This window comes from Streptomyces sp. NPDC057136 (genome assembly GCF_042670885.1).
Taxonomy (GTDB): Bacteria; Actinomycetota; Actinomycetes; order Streptomycetales; family Streptomycetaceae; genus Streptomyces.
Map to the genome: position 1 here is coordinate 43,152 of NZ_JBHUUV010000011.1, position 20,681 is coordinate 63,832.

General features: G+C 69.9%; 21 protein-coding genes and 1 pseudogene. 15 read left to right on the plus strand and 7 right to left on the minus strand.

Annotated features, from left to right (window positions below; translation table 11 throughout):
* Positions 1-44 precede the first annotated feature (44 nt).
* Entirely contained in the window at positions 45-512 is a 468-nt protein-coding gene (locus tag ACFT7S_RS16150) for an IS3 family transposase (protein WP_382732011.1), read from the minus strand.
* The gene (locus ACFT7S_RS16155; RefSeq protein ID WP_382732013.1) at positions 509-970 is read right to left on the minus strand and encodes a transposase; all 462 of its coding nucleotides are present in this window, start codon (positions 968-970) and stop codon (positions 509-511) included. The genes ACFT7S_RS16150 and ACFT7S_RS16155 overlap by 4 nt, the downstream gene beginning before the upstream one ends.
* Positions 971-1,900: 930 nt before the next feature.
* Between ACFT7S_RS16155 and ACFT7S_RS16160 the strand changes: the two genes are divergently transcribed.
* The 5 genes and pseudogenes from ACFT7S_RS16160 to ACFT7S_RS16180 all read left to right on the plus strand — a co-directional run.
* Entirely contained in the window at positions 1,901-2,254 is a 354-nt protein-coding gene (locus ACFT7S_RS16160; protein WP_382732016.1) for a hypothetical protein, read from the plus strand.
* A 98-nt stretch (positions 2,255-2,352) separates the two neighbouring features.
* Positions 2,353-2,580, plus strand: a complete 228-nt coding sequence (locus ACFT7S_RS16165; RefSeq protein WP_382732019.1) for a hypothetical protein — start codon at positions 2,353-2,355, stop codon at positions 2,578-2,580.
* A gap of 1,205 nt (positions 2,581-3,785) precedes the next feature.
* Complete coding sequence (locus ACFT7S_RS16170; protein WP_382732022.1) at positions 3,786-4,322, plus strand: hypothetical protein; 537 nt, start codon at positions 3,786-3,788, stop codon at positions 4,320-4,322.
* A gap of 96 nt (positions 4,323-4,418) precedes the next feature.
* Entirely contained in the window at positions 4,419-4,649 is a 231-nt protein-coding gene (locus ACFT7S_RS16175; RefSeq protein ID WP_382732025.1) for a hypothetical protein, read from the plus strand.
* Positions 4,650-4,754: 105 nt separating this feature from the next.
* Positions 4,755-4,949, plus strand: a pseudogene (locus tag ACFT7S_RS16180) (amino acid ABC transporter permease); the annotation flags it as partial.
* A 178-nt stretch (positions 4,950-5,127) separates the two neighbouring features.
* Here the strand turns inward: ACFT7S_RS16180 and ACFT7S_RS16185 are convergent.
* Positions 5,128-5,874 (minus strand): hypothetical protein, encoded by a 747-nt coding sequence (locus tag ACFT7S_RS16185; RefSeq protein ID WP_382732028.1) that lies wholly within the window; start codon positions 5,872-5,874, stop codon positions 5,128-5,130.
* 104 nt (positions 5,875-5,978) lie between these two features.
* Between ACFT7S_RS16185 and ggt the strand changes: the two genes are divergently transcribed.
* On the plus strand, positions 5,979-7,778 hold the full coding sequence (ggt, locus tag ACFT7S_RS16190; protein ID WP_382732030.1) for a gamma-glutamyltransferase: 1,800 nt from the start codon (positions 5,979-5,981) through the stop codon (positions 7,776-7,778).
* Between the two features lie 169 nt (positions 7,779-7,947).
* Here the strand turns inward: ggt and map are convergent, their stop codons facing one another.
* A complete protein-coding gene (gene map, locus ACFT7S_RS16195; protein ID WP_382732033.1) occupies positions 7,948-8,715 on the minus strand; it encodes a type I methionyl aminopeptidase in 768 nt (255 codons plus the stop codon).
* Between the two features lie 41 nt (positions 8,716-8,756).
* Here map and ACFT7S_RS16200 point away from each other — a divergent pair, with 41 nt between their 5' ends.
* The 4 genes from ACFT7S_RS16200 (at position 8,757) to ACFT7S_RS16215 (ending at position 11,402) form a co-directional block, all read left to right on the plus strand.
* Positions 8,757-9,074, plus strand: a complete 318-nt coding sequence (locus ACFT7S_RS16200) for a helix-turn-helix domain-containing protein (protein WP_382732036.1) — start codon at positions 8,757-8,759, stop codon at positions 9,072-9,074.
* Positions 9,075-9,303: 229 nt separating this feature from the next.
* Entirely contained in the window at positions 9,304-9,684 is a 381-nt protein-coding gene (locus tag ACFT7S_RS16205; RefSeq protein WP_382732038.1) for a PPOX class F420-dependent oxidoreductase, read from the plus strand.
* 119 nt (positions 9,685-9,803) lie between these two features.
* Positions 9,804-11,147, plus strand: a complete 1,344-nt coding sequence (locus ACFT7S_RS16210; protein WP_382732041.1) for a hypothetical protein — start codon at positions 9,804-9,806, stop codon at positions 11,145-11,147.
* Between the two features lie 57 nt (positions 11,148-11,204).
* Positions 11,205-11,402: a hypothetical protein gene (locus tag ACFT7S_RS16215; protein WP_382732044.1), complete on the plus strand. Its 198-nt coding sequence runs from the start codon at positions 11,205-11,207 to the stop codon at positions 11,400-11,402.
* 31 nt (positions 11,403-11,433) lie between these two features.
* Here ACFT7S_RS16215 and ACFT7S_RS16220 read toward each other — a convergent pair whose 3' ends face one another.
* Positions 11,434-12,480 carry an aldo/keto reductase gene (locus ACFT7S_RS16220; protein ID WP_382732047.1) on the minus strand — a complete coding sequence of 349 codons (1,047 nt, stop codon included), beginning with the start codon at positions 12,478-12,480 and terminating at the stop codon, positions 11,434-11,436.
* A 221-nt stretch (positions 12,481-12,701) separates the two neighbouring features.
* On the opposite strand from ACFT7S_RS16220, the gene ACFT7S_RS16225 reads away from it, so the two are divergent.
* Together ACFT7S_RS16225 and ACFT7S_RS16230 are read left to right on the plus strand one after the other, a co-directional pair.
* Positions 12,702-13,544, plus strand: a complete 843-nt coding sequence (locus tag ACFT7S_RS16225) for a nitrilase-related carbon-nitrogen hydrolase (protein WP_382732049.1) — start codon at positions 12,702-12,704, stop codon at positions 13,542-13,544.
* On the plus strand, positions 13,541-14,824 hold the full coding sequence (locus ACFT7S_RS16230) for an aspartate aminotransferase family protein (RefSeq protein WP_382732053.1): 1,284 nt from the start codon (positions 13,541-13,543) through the stop codon (positions 14,822-14,824). The genes ACFT7S_RS16225 and ACFT7S_RS16230 overlap by 4 nt, the downstream gene beginning before the upstream one ends.
* A 58-nt stretch (positions 14,825-14,882) precedes the next feature.
* Here the strand turns inward: ACFT7S_RS16230 and ACFT7S_RS16235 are convergent, their stop codons facing one another.
* The gene (locus tag ACFT7S_RS16235) at positions 14,883-15,509 is read right to left on the minus strand and encodes a hypothetical protein (RefSeq protein ID WP_382732056.1); all 627 of its coding nucleotides are present in this window, start codon (positions 15,507-15,509) and stop codon (positions 14,883-14,885) included.
* 322 nt (positions 15,510-15,831) lie between these two features.
* Between ACFT7S_RS16235 and hydA the strand changes: the two genes are divergently transcribed.
* The 3 genes from hydA (at position 15,832) to ACFT7S_RS16250 (ending at position 19,887) form a co-directional block, all read left to right on the plus strand.
* Entirely contained in the window at positions 15,832-17,232 is a 1,401-nt protein-coding gene (gene hydA / locus ACFT7S_RS16240; protein WP_382732059.1) for a dihydropyrimidinase, read from the plus strand.
* An 11-nt stretch (positions 17,233-17,243) separates the two neighbouring features.
* Positions 17,244-18,245, plus strand: a complete 1,002-nt coding sequence (locus ACFT7S_RS16245; protein ID WP_382732061.1) for a TIGR03842 family LLM class F420-dependent oxidoreductase — start codon at positions 17,244-17,246, stop codon at positions 18,243-18,245.
* Between the two features lie 85 nt (positions 18,246-18,330).
* Positions 18,331-19,887 carry an NCS1 family nucleobase:cation symporter-1 gene (locus ACFT7S_RS16250; RefSeq protein ID WP_382732064.1) on the plus strand — a complete coding sequence of 519 codons (1,557 nt, stop codon included), beginning with the start codon at positions 18,331-18,333 and terminating at the stop codon, positions 19,885-19,887.
* On the opposite strand, the gene ACFT7S_RS16255 is transcribed toward ACFT7S_RS16250, so the two are convergent.
* Entirely contained in the window at positions 19,850-20,611 is a 762-nt protein-coding gene (locus ACFT7S_RS16255; protein WP_382732067.1) for a hypothetical protein, read from the minus strand. The genes ACFT7S_RS16250 and ACFT7S_RS16255 overlap by 38 nt on opposite strands.
* Positions 20,612-20,681: the final 70 nt, after the last annotated feature.

The following is a 20,681-nucleotide window of genomic DNA, read 5'->3' on the forward strand; positions in this document are numbered from 1 at the left end:
CGTGGCCCGGTGCGAGGTGCGGGGCGGCCGGCAGGGGACACATATTACGAGCCGCGGTCGCTGTGATGAATCAGCCCCGAGCCATTCTTGATCCCGCGTCGCCACAATGCCATTTCCAGGGCATCGAGCGGGAGATCGGTGCGCATGTGGGTGGCGAGCTGCCATCCGACGATCATCCGGGAGTACACGTCCAGGACGAAAGCGACGTAGACCCAGTCCGACCAGGTACGGATGTAGGTCGGGTCGGTGACCCACAGCTGGTTCGGACGGTGGGCACGGAAGCACCGGTTGACCAGATCTGGCGGCCTTGGAGCGGTCGGTTCTGGGATCGTCGTGCGGCGTCGCTGCCCGCGGACGACGCCTGCCAGGCCGTCCTCACGCATCAGCCGCTCGACGGTGCAGCGGGCTGCCGTGACACCTTCCCGTCGCAGCCGGCGGTGGATGCGCCGGGCTCCGTAGGGTCTCGCCGGAGACGGTGTGAATGCGGCGGATATGCGCGACGAGGTGTTCATCGCGCTGCCGACGTGTGGACTTCGGGCGCTTGCGTCGGGCGTTGCAGGCGGAGACCGACAGGTTCAGTTCCCGGCAGACGGGCTCGACCCCGAAGTCGTCGCGGAGGTGGTTGATCACCGCGTCGGCCTCGTGCGGGGCTGGTCGAGCTCCTTGGCGAAAAACACGCTGGTGGCCTTGAGGATCTCATTCGCCCGCCGCAACTCGGCTGCCTCTTTGCGGAGTTGCACCAGTTCGGCTCGCTCGGCGGTAGCGAGCAGGTCGGGCCGGCTACCACGGCCGGCCTCGGCCTGGCGGACCCACAGAGCAATGCTGCCTTGTGAATACCGAGATCCCGGGCCACCTGAGGGACCGGACGTCCAGAGTTCTGTACTTCACGGACGGATCGCTCACGCAGCTCGTCGGGATACTTCCGGGGTGCAGGCATCAGACCTGTGCTCCCATGTGCCGAGGCAATCATGCCCGGCTTCAGGGCCGCTACGGAATCCGATTCAGCTCAATTTGCTGCGCCCCGACGGGCGAACCGTGGCACTGACGGAGGCGGGCCAGGTGCTCCTCCAACACGCCGACCGGATCACAGCGCAGGGATGCCAGGACGAGAGGAGCCTGGCGTCCCTGCGTGAGCGCCGGCATCGGGTGCCGAACTCGCGGCGACGAGTTGCCAGGTGCCCGGCAAGGTGGCGCGGATGGTCGCTGGACGGATCTATCGCCGATGGGTAGGCAAGCACACGAAACTCCTGGCCGGCACGGGTGATCTCAGCGGTACCAGTCTTCTCCAGCGCTCTGGAGCGCATTTCGAATGTAGGATTCCAGGTCTGAGGTGATCCATGTGCGGCTGTCATTCTCGTGGTCCCATACGAATACGTCATTCCGTTCGGGTGAGCGGGGAAACGCGAACTGGTCCCCTCCGCCGTTGTCGCCGAAGAACAGCTCTGCGGGTTGGGGACATACGCAGACGGGTCGGGTGAGGCCGCAAGCCCCAACGGATCTGACTGGTGCAGGAGGCGCTTTCCGGGTCGTAGTACCGATGGAAGTTGTAGTGCAACCCCGTCTCTGGGCACGGGCGGACGGGGATGGTCGCGAGACCGACACCCTTATGAGGGCGCGTACTTGCCGCCACCATGGCTTGGTCACGAATTGCGCACACATCGGACCGGGGGCTGTTTTGGCACCCCGAACGACCTACTCCACTCCATCCCGAAATGAGCCCTGGTGCGTGAACATCTGCGTAAGTACCTGAATGGCAGCCATATGTGAGCCGTCGCGGGCGGTGGTGTAACAGGCAGCGCATGCGGAACGCAGAAGTAGGAGGAAGCGGGGCGACGACCCGGGCTGAATCTTGAACCTGGAGCGAGCGCGCCGACATGGCACTACGTCGATCGGATTTCCTGTGAGCAACATCGACCCGGTTACCGGATACCAGACGCACAATCAGCCCTCGCGGCCGGACCGCTCCGTGCGTCACCAGACCGCCACACGGCGCACCGCCCTCACCGTTTGCACGATCGCCGACATTGCGGCAGGTCTGCTCGGTCTGTGGATCCTGTTGTTCCTGCTCGACGCGAACCAGGCGAATGTGTTCGTCGAGTTCGTTCGGGGAACGGCGGACTGGCTGGCCTGGTGGGCACAGGACATTTTCACGATGGACACAGAGGGTCTACGTGTTGCCCTTAATTATGGTCTTCCGGCCGCCATGTATTTGCTGATCGGCCATGGGATCGCTGCCCGGCTCAACCGAGCCTGACAGCGGACCGGCCTCTATCGATCGCCACGAACCACTGCCGCCGGCGCCTTCCTCGCCAACGACCATGCAGGAAAGTGACGGCAGTCGAAGGGTCGACTGTGACACGCACCTCCACTGAAAACGATCACCTGCCGATCTATGAGGACCTCGTACGCGAATGTGGTGACGTCGTCGCCGAAGCTCAGCTGGCGGCTGATCACGTGCAGCATCAGGCAGCGGAACTGCTGACCGGACGTGATGCGGCAACCCAGCAAGCCCATCGCGGGGACGACAACATCAGAGCCGCCGCAGGTGGTCATCCGCAGTGGCGCGCGTCGCTGCCGTAGGTGAACTCGGCGCGGACACGTCCGTCTGTCCCGTCCTCGCTCAAGGAATCCGTGCAGGAGCATCACACAGGCTGCACACAGCCCTTCGAAAGCCTCGTTAGCGTGGCTGGCCGCTCGATCCCTATGCGAAACATGACCAGGCCGTGGCCCAGGCGGGCCGACGGCGCAGTCCGCCCAGGAAGACCAGAAGACCGCAGATGGATTACTGCTCCTCGTGCCGTCGGCATCTCAACGGCGCCCTGGTGTGTCCCGGGTGTGGCGCCTACGCCCCGGACATCGCCCCGCCCGCCACCGACGGCCGCATCGGTTCCGCCCCGGCAATGACGGGCGCCCCATCGGCCACAACTGCCCACCAGGAATCCACGACCTCCGGCACGTGGCACGACAGACCCCTGGACAACGAGGCCGAGTCCAATGCTGATACCGGCGCGGCCCCGTATGCCCTCGCCGCCGACGTCGAGGGCCCGTCGCCCGCGCAGCAGGGGCGGGCAGCACGCCGTCGCCAACTGGCCCGCTGGAGGAAGAACAAGCGCCGCGCAGCGGTCGCGAGCGCCTTCGCGCTCGTCGGAGGCGGCCTGACCATTGCCGCGATGGACGGGCACTCCACGGACCGGGCACAGGCGGCCACAGCGCCGGACCAGCGGAGTATGGGCGCCTTGGAAGAGCAGACGCCTGAGCAGAACCCTCCGGCGTCCACACCAGCCACCACTCAGCGCACTCACCGGTCGTCACACACCCCTTCCCAACCGCAGCCGCCGGTGACCAACGCCCCGCGACAGCAGTCCCTCGCGGCCCCGCCCCGCACGCCGCCGCCGATCGCTCGGCCGGATGACGCCGCGCCTCCCCGTCCGGCTGCGTCATCGACCCCGCAGCCGCAGAGCACCGCTGCGTCCGCCGGCGACACAGTCGAGCGCTCCGATGCGCCGACGGAGCAACCGTCGGCGCCCGTGACCGCCGACAGCACGCACTCGGGTGTGCCCCAGACCGACCCCGCATTGATATCGACGTCACCGACGGAGGTGTGCGTGCTCATAGTGTGCCTCGGCTGACCATGCCGAACCCGGCCGCTGTGTGGCCGACGCGGAACGGAGCTCGCGAGCCGTGTGTCAGCCCGTGAACAACAGCCCCAGCCGATGGAAGGCAGAGGAGGCAGAGCCCGTGAGTCCCCACTACGAAGTCCAAGTCCTGCTCCACCGCATCGGCCGGTGGTGGGCCGTCGACGTCCCCGACTCGACCTGCACGCCCAGTGCCGCACTCTGGAGCGTGCGGAGGACCTGGCCCGCGGCCTCGTCGCCGAAGCCGTCGGTGCCCCTCCGGACGTCATCGTCCTGGACATGGTGGTGCCCGAACTCGAACCCGTGCTCAGCTCGGTCGCGGAAGCGCGGCACCGCCGGGCGACCGCGGTGGCCGCGGAGGATCAGGCAATCGCCGCAGCCGTTCAGGAGCTCGTGGACAAACTGCGTGTGAGCCAGGGCGACGCCGGGCGTCTGCTCGGCATGTCCCCGGGCGAGGTGGCCCGCTTCACGCCACCACGCGGCTCGGCGACCGCGAGCCCAGGCCAGCAGCTCGCACCGGTGCCCATGCCGAGCCCGGCACGACCGGGCGCCGCCCCTGCTCCCCGCTCGCGTCCCGGCCCCGCTGGGCAGCCGCGGCAGGCGATCTCCCCCGCCCGGCCCTCCTGGGCGACCCCGGAGGACGGCACGGAAGGCCGAGGCCGACAGGGCTACGCCTCCTCCGGGTGACTCAGGGGTGCTCGGGTGTGATGGTTGTGTGGGTGGCCACCGACAATTTGGGAGGCCGGCGCGACGTGCCGTACGCTCCGGGGCGTTGGTCAGCCAGTGGGGGAATGGATCGTAGGAAAGGGAGGGCGCGCTCAGCGCGCGTCGGCCGACGATCTGGCGCTGGGCGTGGCGGTTGCCCGGGCCCAGGGCGGTGATGAGGCCGCGTTCTTGGTGCTGTACCGATTGGCCCACCCGGGTCTGCTCGGCTACCTGCGCGGGACCGTGGATGAGAGTGCCGAGGACGTCGCCGCCGCTGCCTGGCGGGAGATCGCCCGCGAATTGCCATGATTTCGTGGCGGCGCGCACGGATTCCGCGGCTGGACGGCGAGCATCGCTCGGCGCCACGCACGCGGCCGACAGCTCGCCCTCGGCCTCCAGTTGGAGGACCACGGTATCGCGTCGAATCTCGACTACGATCTTCCTTTCATCCCTGTGGTGATGGTGATCTCGCCGATTTACATCGGGCTCTGCATGCTGCTCTCATGGTTCGCCACGTGGGTGGCCAAGTGGGAGCGGCGCAACGTCAAGACCAAGGCTGTCGAGGTCGCTCCGGCGGAACCCGGAACGCTGCTGCCCGGCGGGCAGTAGCCGAGCGGTGCCCGCCCGGCAGCAGCCGGTGATCACTTCTCGTGCGGCGGAACCGGACACCATCCGGTCCGCGCCGGGTGAGGAGAAGGTCAGCTGCGCGCCGGTCGGGTTGTGCTCGATAGGCCGAGCGGCCCCACGTCGTGGAGATTCGCGACGAGGGCCGCTCTTCCGGTTCAGGTCAGCCGGTAGCCCGGTGCGAGGTACGCGGGGCGGCCGGCAGAGGGGCCTGCGCGGCGCGCGTCACATCGGCGACCTGCTCCACGACATCGGGGCCGTACGCCTGCGAGTTGACGACCTTCAGCAGCAGACAGAAGGTGCCGTTGCCGTGCTTGCGGTGCAGCTTCTCGTAGTTGCGGCTCAGATAGCGGGACGCCGCCTGGTTGGTGATCGCCTGCTGCCCGCAGAACAGAAAGACCGGACGGGTGTCCTGGCCGGCGGTCAGCCGGGCGAGGAGCACGTACTCGGACACGCCCTTATCGGCGAGGTAGCGCTCCGAACCGATCTGGAAGGCGCCCCGCTCGGGCCCGGGTTCCGGATCGGTGTTGACCCGCACACCGGGCAGCAGCGAATGAAGATGGGCGGCCATCCGGCGATTCGAACCCGGACCGCCGACGCAGAACTCCGTACGCTCACCGAACCCCTGCTGGGCGACGTCGTGGGAAATGATCTGCGCGTGCGCCCGACAGTCCTTGATCAGCGCGGAGAGTTCGAGCAGGGCGAAGACGTCGTACCGGTGGACGGCCCCGTTGCCGCCCGCGTCGCGGTTGACGACCAGCAGGCACTCGGAGTTGCCGGGCAGGCCGAAGAACGCCTGCTTGCGGCGGAGCCTGCGCCGCCAGAGATAGGTGCGGGCGAGCCAGCCGATGGCGGCACTGATGGCAGCCGCTATGACTCCCAGCACGATGTTGCGTACGTCGTCGGTCATGGGCGGGCATGTTAGCGGTCATCCGGGTTCTTGTTCGATGCGGTCCTGACGATCGGGCCGGGGCGGCGTTACCCTGCGCGGACAGTCCTTCACTGGAGGTGCGCATGCGTCGTTCCGTCGGGCGGAATGTCTCGTTCTTAGGTGTTCTCGCCGTCATCGCCTCGGTCGGGGCAGCTGCCCCCGCCGGTTCCGCGACGCCGGCCGGGCCGCCGCCCAAGTCGCCGGTGGCGGTGGGATACGGGGGCGCGGTGGCGAGCGTCGACGCGGATGCCTCGGCCGCCGGTATCGAAGTGCTGCGCAACGGCGGCAACGCGGTCGACGCGGCCGTGGCAACCGCGGCGGCGCTCGGTGTCACCGAGCCGTATTCGGCGGGCATCGGCGGCGGTGGCTACTTCGTCTACTACGACGCCGCCAGGCGCACCGTACAGACCGTCGACGGCCGCGAGACCGCACCACGCAGCGCGGACTCCTCGCTCTTCCTGGAGAACGGGAAGCCGATCGCCTTCGGCGAGGCCATGACCAGCGGGCTCGGCGTCGGTACGCCCGGCACCCCGGCCACCTGGGCCGGCGTGCTCGACGCCTGGGGCAGCAAGTCCCTGCGCCAGCTGCTGAAACCGGCCGAGCGGCTCGCCCGCGACGGCTTCGTCGTGGACGGCACGTTCCGCTCGCAGACCGAGGGCAACCAGGCCAGGTTCGCGGACTTCCCGGACTCCGCGAAGCTGTTCCTGCCGGGCGGACAGCTGCCGGTGACCGGCTCCCTCTTCAAGAACCCCGACCTGGCGCGTACGTACGAGAAGCTGGGCCGCGAAGGCGTCGACGCGCTGTACCGGGGCGAGTTGGCCGAGGACATCGTGACGACGGTCCGTAATCCGCCCGTCGACCCGAAGGCGACACGGGTGGTGCGCGCCGGTGATCTGACGGCCAAGGACCTGAAGCGCTACCGCACCCTGCGCCAGGACCCGACCAGGGTCGGCTACCGCGGTCTTGACGTGTACGGCATGGCACCGTCCTCCTCCGGTGGTACGAGCGTCGGAGAGGCGCTCAACATCCTGGAGTCCACGGATCTCTCGAATGCGAGCCCGGAGCAGTATCTGCACCGCCTCATCGAGTCGAGCCGGATCGCGTTCGCCGACCGGGGCCGCTGGGTCGGTGACCCCGCGTTCGAGGACGTACCGGTGCGCGAGCTGGTCAGCCAGCGGTTCGCCGACGCCCGGGAGTGCCTGATCGACGACGACAAGGCGCTGACCAGCCCGCTGGCTTCCGGTGACCCGCGCGACCCGGCCGCCTGCGCGAGCACCGGCGAGGCCGCCCCGACGACGTACGAAGGGGAGAACACCACGCATCTGACCGCGGCCGACAAGTGGGGCAACGTGGTCGCCTACACGCTGACCATCGAGTCGACGGGCGGCAGCGGCATCACGGTGCCGGGGCGCGGCTTCCTGCTCAACAACGAGCTGACCGACTTCTCGTTCGCACCCGCCAACCCGGCGGTTCACGACCCCAATCTGCCGGGTCCCGGCAAGCGGCCCCGGTCGTCGATGGCGCCGACCATCGTACTGAAGGACGGCAGGCCGGTCCTGGCCCTTGGCTCGCCGGGCGGCGCGACCATCATCACCACCGTGCTCCAGACCCTGACCGGCCATCTCGACCGCGGGCTCCCGCTGGTCGAGGCCATCGCGGCGCCGCGCGCCAGTCAGCGCAACTCGCCGACGACGGAGATCGAGCCGGGCCTGTGGGACAGCCCGGTCCGCGCCCGACTCGAATCGCTCGGCCACGCCTTCCGGCTGAACCCGGAGATCGGGGCGGCGACCGGGGTGCAGCGGCTGCCCGACGGGCGCTGGGTCGCGGCGGCGGAAAAGGTGCGCCGGGGCGGGGGCTCGGCCATGGTGGTGCATCCGGGCTGAAGATCATGACCGGACAGCTGTGGTCTCGGGGCCGGTACGACGCGTCGCGTCGTACCGGCCCCGAGGTCTTGACGCGGGCCTGCCCGAGAGCCACAGCGCGACTGTCACCGGCGGGACCGCGCTGGCCGGAGAGTTCGTGAAGAACAACTGACGGCGGCCGGCGGGAACTTCAGAGCGCGGTGAGGATGCGGGGGCCCGCGTCCGTGATCGCGACCGTGTGCTCCGCGTGGGCCGCCCTGCTGCCGTCGCTCGTACGGAGCGTCCAGCCGTCCCGGTCCGGATGGAAGTCGTCGAGTCCGCCGCCGATCAGCATCGGCTCGATCGCGAGCGCCATCCCGTGCCGCAACGGCATGCCGCGGCCCGGGCGCCCCTCGTTCGGGACGCCCGGGTCCTCGTGCATCGTCCGGCCCACGCCGTGGCCGCCGAAGCCCTCGGGGATGCCGTACCCGGCCCGGCGGCACACGGTGCCGATCGCGTGCGCGATGTCGCCGATCCGGTTGCCGACGACGGCCGCCGCGATGCCCGCGTCGAGCGCGGCGAACGCCGTGTCGATCAGCCGGGTGTCCTCGGGGCGGGCGCGGCCGACGGTGAAGCTGATGGCCGAGTCGCCCACCCAGCCGTCCAGCGTCGCGCCCGCGTCGATGCTCACCAGATCGCCGTCCCGGAGCCGGTCCGTCGTCGGGATGCCGTGCACGATCGCGTCGTTGACGGACGCGCAGATCACCGCGGGGAACGGCATGGGCGCGAAGTGCGGGTGGTAGTTCAGGAACGGTGAGGTGGCTCCCGCCTCACGCAGGACCTCGCGGGCCGCCTCGTCCAGTTCGCGCAGCGAGACGCCGACGGCCGCGGCCTCCCGTACGGAGGTCAGGATCTGTGCGACGACCCGGCCTGCCTCGCGCATCGCTTCGATGGATGTGTCTGTCTTGAGTTGCACCATGCCAATTACTATACCGGTCGAGGCGGTATTAGAATGACGGCATGGTACGAACACCCCTGACTCCTGAAGAACGCGCACGCGGCGAACGCCTCGGCCGGCTGCTGCGCGAGGCGCGCGAGGGCCGCAGCATGGTCGCGGTCGCGGCGAGCGCCGGAATCTCTGCCGAGACCCTCCGCAAGATCGAGACGGGCCGGGCCCCCACCCCCGCCTTCTTCACGGTCGCAGCCCTCGCGGGCGCACTCGGCCTCTCGATGGACGACCTGCTCGCCCGCTGCGCACCCGAGCCCGCGCACGGCACCGCGCGGCTCACGCCACGGGAACAGGGGGCTGCGCCCACACCGCTCCCGCTCACCGCCTGAACCGTGCGGCGGAAAGGGCGAGCGGACCATGGGCCCGGACGTCGAGGTGGCACTCAACCACCTCGCCAACCGGACGCACCGGGATCGCCGCACATCGAGAAGCTCGCCGCACATCAGCGGCCCGCGGGAACCGACGACCTCTTCGTTGCCTGGGAGCCCCTGACCCACGCTGCGAACCCGGCCGGCACCACCGACAGCGCGGCCGGCGAGGGAGCGTAGGGTCGCGCCCGTGACTCTTCAGGACTTCGCGCGCAGTGAGTACGTCAGCCTGACCACGTACCGGAAGGACCGCACACCCGTCGCCACGCCCGTCTGGGCCGCGGCCGAGGGCGACGTGCTGTACGTCTGGACCCGGTCCGACTCGTGGAAGGTCAAGCGGCTGCGCAACAACAGCCGCGTCACCGTCACGGTCTGCGACCTGCGGGGCCGCATCGCCGAGGGCGCCCCGAGCGCCGAGGGCACCGGGCAGCTGCTGGACGAGGCCGACACCCGGAAAGTCCGTAAGGTCATCGGCCGGAAGTACACCTGGAAGTACTGGCTCCTCGACTGGCCCGCGACGGCCGTACGGCTCGGGAAGCGCCCGCACACGGGCATCGCGATCACGTTCTGAGCCCCGACTGCGCGCAGACCGCACCCTGCCGGAAAACCCCGCGTAGTCGTCCCGTAACACGCCTGCGATCGAATACCTGCGGACTGGAAGGTTCCAGTCGACGGTCGGCGAGGGCGACGATGACGGTGCAGCAACTTGCGGTGGAAGTAGCCACGTTCGCGCACTACTTGCGGGACCTGACGGCCCTGCTCGACCCCGGACGCGGTTGGTACGGGGTGTTCTCCCGACGCGACCCCGACGGCATGCGGGCCTGCTTCGACGGGACCGAGGTGCCGCCCTGGGACGTGGTGGAGTCGCTGCTCCAGGACCTGGCCGCGGCGCGCGGCACGGCGTTCGCGGAGCACGAGTCGGTACGGGCCGCCGCGCTGTACTCCGCGTCGGCCACCGCCCACGACCGGCGGCCGGGCGGCCGCCAGGCCCTCGTCCAGCGGCTGGAGCTGATGCTCCGGGAACAGACCCACGCCGAGCAGCGCCTGCGCGCCGTCTCGGTGAACGCGGGCCACACCCCGGAGGCCCGTGCGGAGGCCCTGGCCTGGGCCCGCGACGACCACGAGCGGGCGTCGGCCCGCAGTACGGAGCTGCGCAAGCGGCTCTCCGCGGCGTCCACGCCCAAGGGCTGGTTCCGGGCGGAGGAGCAGGACGGCGAGGCGCCGGGGGAGCGTACGCGGGTCGCGGAGGCCGCCGAAGAACGCCGGGCGAAGCCCGCCCCGGAAGCACCCCCCGCCCCGAAACGGAAGAAGCCGAGCGGCGCCCGCTTCGCAGGGCTGGACGTCGACGACGAGACCGACCTGACCGCCCCCTCGGCGGTGCCCGTGCTCCCCGTACCGCCGACGACCGCCGCAGGCCCGCGCGGCGCGCGCTTCCGGGGCGCCGCGGCCCGGCAGGACAGCCCGGCCGTCCCCACGCCCGCGCCCACCGCCGCACCCGACCCCGCGGCCCGGCGTGCCGCGGACGAGGCCGTCGAACGGCTCGTCAGGCTGCGCACGGAAGGCCGCAGCGGCGAGGCGCACGTCGTGCTCTGCGAAGCCGCGGCCTGGCCGGCGGGCCACCTGCCGGTCCTCGCGCTCGCCCTGCACGGGGCGGGACTGGCCGCCGACTGGGCGACCCTGCTGTGGGAGGTGTCCACACTGCCGCCCGCAGGACTGGCCGCGGCGGCGGGCGCACTGGCCGCCGCCGGGCGGCCCGACGACTGCGCCCACCTGCTGCGCCAGGGCGCGGCCCGCCCCGCGACCGAGATAGCCGACGCCGTGGCCGCCCTCGACCGGGCGGGCCTGGCCCCCCAGGCGCGGGCGCTGCTGGGCGCCTTCGTCCGCGTACGTACACCGCAGGACGCGGCAAGGATCGCCGAGCGCGACCCACGCCACCTCGTACCGCAACTGCTGGCAGCGGCCCGGGAGGTGTCGGCGGCGCGGGAGTGGGACCTCGTCCACGCACTGCGGGTGGCGGGCATCGCCGGGGCGTAGGGCGGTTGTTACGACAAGGACCGCACGGGGCGCTCGGCAGCGGGCCATGATGGCCCGGTGACAGACCGCATCAACCTCATCATCTCGGCGCTGGGCATTCCCGCTACCCTGCTGCTGCTCTTCGTCGTGGTCCGCGACCACCGTGACGGCGCGTCCGTTCTCTGGGTCTGGGGCGCTGCCGCCCTGCTCCTGGTCGCCATCCACACGCTGGTGCGTGACATCCGGCGTCGGCCCGGCCGACAGGAGACGTGCTGAGGCCTGTCGTCGCTGAGGCCTGTCGCAGGGGTCAGGCCCCGTCCGTCGTACGCCGGTACGTGGAGCGCCGGTCGTCGATGTCCGCCCAGCGGTCGCCGTAGACCGTCTCCACGACGCCCGGCTCGCGCAGGAAGTCGTGCGGGAAACCGAGCGGTACGGCGCTCACCTCGTCGAGGCGGGCGACGGCTGCGGGGTCGAGCTCGACCTCCAGGCAGGACAGGTTGTCCGTGAGCTGGCTCTCCGTGGAGGCGCCGATGATCGGGACGATGTTGCCGGGGCGCCCGCGCAGCCACGCCAGTGCCACCTGCGCCGGGGTCCAGCCGCCCTGCCGGGCGATGTCCACGACCGCGGTGATCGTGTCGTGCTCCCGGCGGCGCGTCGCGTCCCACCCGCTGTCTGCCGCTTCCGGCCCGGTGGGCAGGTCCTTGCCGGTGAGCCGGCCGCGCGCGAGCGGGCTCCACGCGAAGACCGTCTGGTCGAAGGCGCGGGCCTGCGGGAGCAGTTCGCGTTCGGGGGTGCGTTCCAGCAGGCTGTAGCGCAGCTGCGAGCCGGCGAACGTGGTCCAGCCGCGCAGTTCGGCCAGGGTCGACGCCTGGGCGATCTCCCACGCGGGCCAGTCCGAGACGCCGATGTAGAGCACCTTCCCCGCCCTGACGAGGTCGTCGAGTGCCCGCATGACCTCGTCGACCGGGGTGAAGTTGTCGCGGGCGTGCACCCATAGGACGTCGAGCCGGTCGGTGTTCAGCCGGGTGAGGCTGGACTCCACCGACCTGACGAGGTTCCCGCGGTGGTTGCCCGCCGAGTTCACGTCGCCCTTGGCGGTGGCGCAGGTGTACTTGCTGGCGAGTACGAGGCTCTCGCGGCGCCGCCCGAGGACCTCGCCGAGGACCGCCTCGGACGCGCCGTAGATGTCGGCCGTATCGACGAAATTGCCGCCCGCCTCCACGTACGCGTCGATGATGCGCCCACTCGTCGCGGTGACGGCCCGGGGGTCCGTCTCGTGGCTGCCGAGCGTCATGGCACCCAGCGCGAGTTCGCTCACGCGCAGACCGGTCCTGCCGAACAGTGTGTAACGCACGAGGGTTCCCTTCGGTCGGTCGTGTACCGGAGGCTACGAGTTCGAGTGCACTTCAATGCAAGGAGTGGACCGCTCGGGTGCGAAACATGATCGACTCTGCCGGTTCACGGCGATGGTCTTGCCCCGCTGTGGGACGGGGCTTACGTTCTCCCGTACGCACTGTGTCTACGGGCGTAGAAACCACGTAGAGGCTCTCTGACGCCGCGTCGAAGGAGCAGCTCATGTCCCACGTCGTACGCGCCGCACTCGTCCAGGCGACCTGGACCGGCGACACCGAATCCATGATCGCCAAGCACGAGGAACACGCGCGCGAGGCCGCCCGGCAGGGGGCGAAGATCATCGGTTTCCAGGAGGTGTTCAACGCCCCCTACTTCTGTCAGGTTCAGGAACCCGAGCACTACCGCTGGGCCGAGGCCGTCCCGGACGGGCCCACCGTCCGCCGGATGCAGGACCTGGCCCGGGAGACCGGCATGGTGGTCGTCGTGCCGGTCTTCGAGATCGAGCAGTCCGGCTTCTACTACAACACCGCTGCGGTGATCGACGCCGACGGCACGTATCTCGGCAAGTACCGCAAGCACCACATCCCGCAGGTCAAGGGCTTCTGGGAGAAGTACTACTTCAAGCCCGGGAACGCCGGCTGGCCGGTGTTCGACACCGCCGTCGGTAAGGTCGGCGTCTATATCTGCTACGACCGCCACTTCCCCGAGGGCTGGCGCCAACTCGGCCTGAACGGGGCGCAGCTGGTCTACAACCCGTCCGCGACCTCGCGCGGGCTCTCCAGCCACCTCTGGCAGCTGGAACAGCCCGCGTCCGCCGTCGCCAACGAGTACTTCGTCGCCGCGATCAACCGGGTCGGCCAGGAGGAATACGGCGACAACGACTTCTACGGCACGAGCTACTTCGTCGATCCGCGCGGCCAGTTCGTCGGTGACGTCGCGAGCGACAAGGAGGAGGAACTCCTCGTCCGCGACCTCGACTTCGGGCTGATCGAGGAGGTACGCCAGCAGTGGGCGTTCTTCCGGGACCGCCGTCCGGACGCGTACGAGGGGCTGGTCGAGCCGTGACCGGACTGCATGAGCGCCATCTCGCCGTCAGCCCGGACTGGCTGGCGCTCTACTACCGCCGGCCCCTGGAGCTCACCCACGGCGAGGGCCGGCACGTCTGGGACGCGGACGGCAACCGCTACCTCGACTTCTTCGGCGGCATCCTCACCACGATGACCGCACACGCCCTGCCGGAGGTGACGAAGGCGGTCGCCGAACAGGCCGGGCGGATCATCCACTCCTCGACGCTCTACCTCAACCGCCCGATGGTGGAACTCGCCGAGCGCGTCGCCACCCTCTCCGGCATCCCCGACGCCCGGGTCTTCTTCACCACGTCGGGCACCGAGGCCAATGACACCGCCCTGCTGCTGGCGACCACGTACCGCAAGTCCAACCAGATCCTCGCGATGCGAAACAGCTACCACGGCCGGTCGTTCTCGGCCGTGTCCATCACCGGCAACCGGGCCTGGTCGCCCACGACCCTGTCGCCGCTCCAGACCCTGTACGTCCACGGCGGCGTCCGCACCCGCGGACCGTACGCGGAACTCAGCGACGACCAGTTCGTCAAGGCGTGCGTCGCCGATCTGGAGGACCTGCTCGGGCACACCCGCGAGGCCGCCGCACTGATCGCCGAACCCATCCAGGGCGTCGGCGGCTTCACCTCACCCCCCGACGGGCTGTACGCGGCGTTCCGTCAGGTCCTCGACCGGCACGGCATCCTGTGGATCTCGGACGAGGTGCAGACCGGCTGGGGGAGGACGGGCGACCACTTCTGGGGCTGGCAGGCACATGGCGAGCACGGACCGCCGGACATCCTCACGTTCGCCAAGGGCATCGGCAACGGCATGTCGATCGGCGGTGTCGTCGCCCGCGCCGAGGTCATGAACTGCCTGGACGCCAACTCCATCTCGACGTTCGGCGGCTCCCCGGTCACCATGGCTGCCGGGCTCGCCAACCTCTCATACCTCCTGGAACACGACCTCCAGGGCAACGCGCGACGCGTCGGCGGGCTGCTCATCGAGCGGCTGCGGGCGGTCGGCGCGGGCTCGCCGTACGTACGCGAAGTGCGGGGCCGAGGCCTCGTGATCGGCATCGAACTGGTGAAGCCGGGCACCGACGAGGCGAACCCGGAGGCCGCAGCCGCGGTCCTCGAAGCGGCCCGGGAGCGCGGACTGCTCCTCGGCAAGGGCGGCGGACACAGCACCAGCGTCCTGCGGATCGCCCCGCCGCTGTCGCTGACCGTCGCCGAGGCGGAGGAGGGCGCGACGATCCTCGGCGAGGCCCTGCGTGCGGTGGAGTAGGCCGGCCGAGCGGCCGGGCCCGGGTGCGAGGCCCGGACCCGGCCACTCTCCGGGGCTGTTACGGGTTCACCCGGTTCACCCGGTTCACACAGTTGAACTTCACGGAGCCGCCCTTGTTCTCGTCGTCCGTGCCCCAGAGCGCCTGACGGTCCGGCAGGAAGGCGATGGCCTCGATCCTGCGGTCGTGCTGCTTGGTGCAGTGGCGCAGAGGCTTGAGGTCCGGCGTCTTCCTCAGCGTCAGTACGGCCATGTCGGCGCGGTTCACGGACAGCCGTCCCGCGACGTGGACCGCCGAACTGAACGGCCCCTCGTCCACGTTGGAGTCCGAGGCGGACGACACCATGACGGTGCCGTTCCCGAGGATCTTCAGATCCTGGTTCGGATACGGCACGGCGAACTCCTGCCGCGAGGTGACCGGGCCGAAAGCCATCCGGTACGCGCCGACGTTCAGTGCCGCCGCCCGCACCACGGACTTCTGCGCGAAGCTCTCGTAGTTGTCGCCGCCGCGCCGGCCCGGCAGCACGACGGGGTCGCCCCGCAGCGTCGCCCTGCCGTGCGCCACGATGATGTCGTGGGCGGTTCCCGCACTGGCCACGGCGATGTAGTGGTGGGGCCGGCCGGGCACCGCGGCGAGTGCTTCCAGGTCGGACGGCACCTCGCCGACCCAGGGGATCTCCCGGGTCACGGGGCCCGGAAGGGGCGCAACCGCACGGCGGCCACGCGGCTCTGCCGCTCGCCCTTGTTGTCCCGCCGCCCGGCACGTTCCCCCGCCCGGCCGCCCCGGCCCGCCGGACGTATACGACACGGCGCGGTGCCGTACCGCGGCATCGGGCCGGTGCCGCGCCGCGTCGTGCGTTGGGCCGGTGGGGTGCGCCGCACGGGAAACGGAAACGTCTTCATCGGTTAGCAGCAGCGGTATTGCCACAGTGGGTAACCCACTTCTACGTTCTTCACCACGCACCCTGTCTACGTGCGTAGACCCATTCCGCCACCGCGAGGAGGGGTACATGAGCCGCACCGTCATTCACGGCGGCCTCGTCATCACCGCGTCCGACGAAATCCACGCCGACGTGCTCATCGAGAGCGGGCGCATCGCCGCCCTCGCCGCCCACGGCACCGATGCGGCCGACAGCTGGACCGCGGACCGGACCATCGACGCCACCGGGAAGTACGTCATCCCGGGCGGCGTCGACGCGCACACGCACATGGAGATGCCGTTCGGCGGCACCTTCGCCGCCGACACCTTCGAGACCGGCACCCGGGCCGCCGCCTGGGGCGGCACCACCACGATCATCGACTTCGCCATCCAGAGCGTGGGCGGCAGCCTGCGCGGCGGACTCGACGCCTGGTACGCGAAAGCCGACGGCAACTGCGCCATCGACTACGCCTTCCACATGATCCTCGCCGACGTGAACGAGTCCTCGCTCAAGGAGATGGACCTCCTCGTCGCGGAGGGAATCACCTCGTTCAAACTGTTCATGGCCTATCCGGGCGTCTTCTACAGCGACGACGGCCAGATTCTGCGGGCCATGCAACGGGCCGAGAACAACGGCGGCCTGATCATGATGCACGCCGAGAACGGCATCGCGATCGACGTCCTCGTCGAACAGGCGCTGGCCGCGGGGCGCACCGATCCGCGCTACCACGGAGACGTACGCAAGGTCGCGCTGGAGGCCGAGGCCACCCACCGCGCCATCCAGCTGGCCCGGGTCGCCGGATCGCCGCTGTACGTCGTCCACGTCTCCGCCGACGAGGCCGTCGCAGAGATCGCCGCCGCCCGCCACAAGGGACTCCCGGTCTTCGGCGAGACCTGCCCGCAGTACCTGTTCCTCTCTACCGACAACCTCGCCGAGCCCGATTTCGAGGGCGCCAAGTACGTCTGCTCGACCCCGCTGCGGCCCAAGGAGCACCAGGAAGCGCTCTGGCGGGGGCTCAGGAACAACGAACTCCAGGTCGTCTCCACCGACCACTGCCCGTTCTGCTTCTCCGGCCAGAAGGAAATGGGCCGCGGCGACTTCTCGAAGATCCCCAACGGCATGCCCGGCGTGGAGAACCGGATGGACCTCCTCCACCAGGCGGTCGTGGACGGCCACCTCACCCGCCGCCGCTGGATCGAGATCGCCTGCGCGTCACCGGCCCGGATGTTCGGCCTCTACCCGAAGAAGGGCACCATCGCCCCGGGAGCCGACGCGGACGTCGTCATCTACGACCCGCACGCCACCCAGACCATCTCCGCCGAGACCCACCACATGAACGTCGACTACTCGGCGTACGAGGGCAAACAGCTCACCGGCCGGGTCGAGACCGTGCTCTCGCGCGGCGAACCCGTCATCGAGGGACGCAAGTTCACCGGCCGAGCCGGGCACGGTATGTACACCCCACGCGCCACGTGTCAGTACCTGGACTAGGAGCACCTGTCATGGACTTCGGACTCGTCCTCCAGACCGACCCGCCCGCATCGGCCGTCGTCGGACTCATGCGCCGTGCGGAACGCAACGGCTTCCGCTACGGCTGGACCTTCGACTCGACGGTGCTCTGGCAGGAACCCTTCGTCATCTACAGCCGGATTCTGGAGCACACCGAGCGGCTGATCGTCGGCCCGATGGTCACCAACCCCGGCACCCGCACCTGGGAGGTCACCGCCTCCACCTTCGCCACCCTCAACGAGATGTACGGCAACCGGACGGTGTGCGGCATCGGACGGGGCGATTCGGCCATGCGGGTCGCCGGCCGCAAACCCAACACCCTGGCCCGCCTCGGCGAGTCGATCGACGTCATCCGCGACCTGGCCGAGGGGCGCGAAGCGACCGTCGACGGTCAGCCCGTCCAGATCCCCTGGGTGAAGGACGGCCGGCTGCCCGTCTGGATGGGAGCGTACGGCCCCAAGGCGCTCGCCCTGGCCGGGCAGAAGGCCGACGGGTTCATCCTCCAGCTCGCCGACCCGTACCTCACCGAGTGGATGGTCAAGGCGGTACGGCAGGCAGCGGCCGAGGCGGGCCGGGACCCGGACGCACTCACCATCTGTGTGGCCGCGCCCGCCTATGTGAGCGACGACCTGGACCACGCACGCGAGCAGTGCCGCTGGTTCGGCGGCATGGTCGGCAACCACGTCGCCGACCTCGTCTCGCGGTACGGCGAGCACTCGGGTCTCGTGCCCGAAGCGCTGACGGCGTACATCGCCGGGCGGTCCGGCTACGACTACAGCCACCACGGCCGCACCGGGAACCCGGACACCGCCTTCGTGCCCGACGAGATCGTCGACCGGTTCTGTCTGCTGGGCCCGGCCGAGGCGCACATCGAGAAGCTGCGGGTCCTGCGTGACCTGGGCGTCGACCAGTTCGCCGTCTACAACATGCACGACGCGCGCGAAGCGACCATCGACGCGTACGGCTCCGAGATCATCCCCGCACTGTCCGACTGACCCCGAGCGCGTCCCCAGCCCAGGCTGCACACATACAACCCCCCGCCCCGCACGGCACCGTTCCCGAGCGAAGGGTCCAGCCGCCATGACATCGACCGTCCCACCCGCACCCGAACACGACCGGATACACGGCCGGACACCCGACCCGTCGGGCCGTGTCGAGCTGGCCCCCGGCGCCGTCCCCGACGACCCCCGCTTCGTCAACCAGGACCTCCTGCCAGTCCCGCTCGAACGGCGCCGCTGGACGACGTACAACTTCGCCGCCCTCTGGGTCGGCATGGCGCACAACATCCCGTCCTGGCTGCTGGCTTCGGGGCTCGTCGCCCTCGGGATGGACTGGAAGCAGGCCGTCTTCACGATCGCCCTGGCCAATGTGATCGTCCTCGCCCCGATGCTGCTCACCGGTCACGCCGGGCCCAAGTACGGCATTCCCTTCCCGGTCCTGGCACGCGCGTCGTTCGGGCTGCGCGGCGCCAATCTGCCCGCCCTGATCCGGGCCGCCGTCGCCTGCGCCTGGTTCGGAATCCAGACGTGGATCGGCGGCGTCGGCATCTTCACCCTGCTCGGCAAGATCTTCGGCGGCTGGGCGAACGCCTCCGTGATCGGCGGCCAGCCGTGGACGCTCTGGCTCTGCTTCGCGCTCTTCTGGGCTCTCGAACTCGCCATCATCTACCGGGGGATGGACACCCTGCGGCGCTTCGAGAACTGGGCGGCGCCATTCGTCATCGTCGGCGCCGTGGTGCTGCTGGTATGGATCGCCGTCAAGGCGGGCGGCTTCGGCCCGCTCCTCGACCAGCCGTCCGCGCTCGGCTGGGGCAAGGAGTTCTGGCCGGTCTTCTTCCCCTCGCTGATGGGCATGATCGCGTTCTGGTCCACGCTCTCGCTGAACATCCCCGACTTCACCCGCTTCGGCGCGGGCCAACGCGCCCAGCTCTGGGGGCAGTCGCTCGGACTGCCGACGACCATGACCTTCTTCGCGCTGCTGTCCGTCTTCGTGACCTCGGGCTCGCAGGCGGTGTACGGGGCGCCCGTCTGGGACCCGGTCCAGCTCGTCGCCAAGACCGACAACGTCTTCGGGCTGCTCTTCGGGCTGATCACCGTCCTGATCGCGACGATCTCGGTGAACATCGCGGCGAACGTCGTGTCACCCGCGTACGACCTGGCGAATCTGGCGCCGAAGCTCATCAGCTTCCGCACCGGCGCGCTGATCACCGGAATCATCGGTGTGCTGATCATGCCGTGGAAGCTGACCGAGACCCCCGAGCTGTACATCTTCACGTGGCTCGGCCTGGTCGGAGGGCTGCTCGGCACGGTGGCCGGCATCCTCATCGCCGACTACTGGATCATCCGACGCACCGTCCTGGACCTGGCCGATCTGTACCGCCCCGGCGGGCGCTACTGGTACACCAACGGCTGGAACTGGCGCGCGGTCGCCGCCTTCGCCGTCGGCGGCGTCCTGGCGGTGGGCGGTTCCCACTCGGCACCCGGCAAGGGGCCGTTCCCCGCCGACGGACTCATCCCGTTCCTGAAACCCCTCGCGGACTACGGCTGGGCCGTCGGCCTGGCCTCCTCGCTGGTGCTCTACACCCTCCTCGGCCTCGGACTCAGACCGGAGCGGGAGCCCCGCCCAGCAGTGCGGTGACATCGACGGTCTCGTCCTCGGACGGCGTGGCCGTGGGTACCGGCTTGTCGAAGCCGGAGAGGCCCACGACCGCGTCGGCCGACGAGCCCTGGACGGTCAGGCGCACCGGATAGTGCTTGCCCTCCGTCGCCACGTACAGCGTCAGCTTCTCGCGGCCCTCGGTCCTGGTGACCGGGATGACAGGGGTGTCGCCGACCGTGGTCTTCGTGCCCTTGGTGAGCGTCCCGTTCGTCTTGTCCGCGTTGTCGGTGAGCAGCTCGCGGAAGGTGTCCAGGTCGCAGGCTTCCGTCACACTGCGCAGGCGCGGGTCGTCGGCCTCGCCCTTCATGTACCGGCCGTCGAGAATCGCTTCGAAGGTGGTCCCACCGATCGGAACCTGGCTCTTCCAGAAGGCCGAATCCGGCTTCAGCCACACCGCGTCGCCCCGCTTGATGACCTCGACCGCGCCCTTGTCCTCGCCGAGATCCACGGAGCCCCGGCAGTTCCCGTCCCGGTCCAGGGTGAGATCCACGGTCATCGGGGCCTTGCCCTCACCGAGGTCGCCCTCGGAGGTCAGACGCAGGGAGTCAGCGTCCAGCAGGGCGTCACGGGAGCGGTCGGCGATCTGCTGGGCGGTAAGCGACTCGAAATCGTCGTCCGCCAGGGCCACCGCGCCGCTCGTGACAGTGAGAACGACGACTGCCGCGCCTGCCGCCAACCGGGCCGCCATACGCTGTCCGGTCACGTCGCCTCCTTTGAAAGGCCCTGGTCAGGGCCGTGTTCAGGCGGGCGATCCGTGCCTTCGAGGGTACGCC

What these genes read in the sequence shown, in the direction of transcription:
- ACFT7S_RS16150 (WP_382732011.1), bottom strand. Translation starts at nt 512, where the DNA reads ATGAACACCTCGTCGCGCATATCCGCCGCATTCACACCGTCTCCGGCG.
- ACFT7S_RS16155 (WP_382732013.1), bottom strand. Translation starts at nt 970, where the DNA reads ATGATTGCCTCGGCACATGGGAGCACAGGTCTGATGCCTGCACCCCGG.
- ACFT7S_RS16185 (WP_382732028.1), bottom strand. Translation starts at nt 5,874, where the DNA reads ATGACCGACGACGTACGCAACATCGTGCTGGGAGTCATAGCGGCTGCC.
- ggt (WP_382732030.1), top strand. Translation starts at nt 5,979, where the DNA reads ATGCGTCGTTCCGTCGGGCGGAATGTCTCGTTCTTAGGTGTTCTCGCC.
- map (WP_382732033.1), bottom strand. Translation starts at nt 8,715, where the DNA reads ATGGTGCAACTCAAGACAGACACATCCATCGAAGCGATGCGCGAGGCA.
- ACFT7S_RS16200 (WP_382732036.1), top strand. Translation starts at nt 8,757, where the DNA reads ATGGTACGAACACCCCTGACTCCTGAAGAACGCGCACGCGGCGAACGC.
- ACFT7S_RS16210 (WP_382732041.1), top strand. Translation starts at nt 9,804, where the DNA reads ATGACGGTGCAGCAACTTGCGGTGGAAGTAGCCACGTTCGCGCACTAC.
- ACFT7S_RS16225 (WP_382732049.1), top strand. Translation starts at nt 12,702, where the DNA reads ATGTCCCACGTCGTACGCGCCGCACTCGTCCAGGCGACCTGGACCGGC.
- hydA (WP_382732059.1), top strand. Translation starts at nt 15,832, where the DNA reads ATGAGCCGCACCGTCATTCACGGCGGCCTCGTCATCACCGCGTCCGAC.
- ACFT7S_RS16245 (WP_382732061.1), top strand. Translation starts at nt 17,244, where the DNA reads ATGGACTTCGGACTCGTCCTCCAGACCGACCCGCCCGCATCGGCCGTC.
- ACFT7S_RS16250 (WP_382732064.1), top strand. Translation starts at nt 18,331, where the DNA reads ATGACATCGACCGTCCCACCCGCACCCGAACACGACCGGATACACGGC.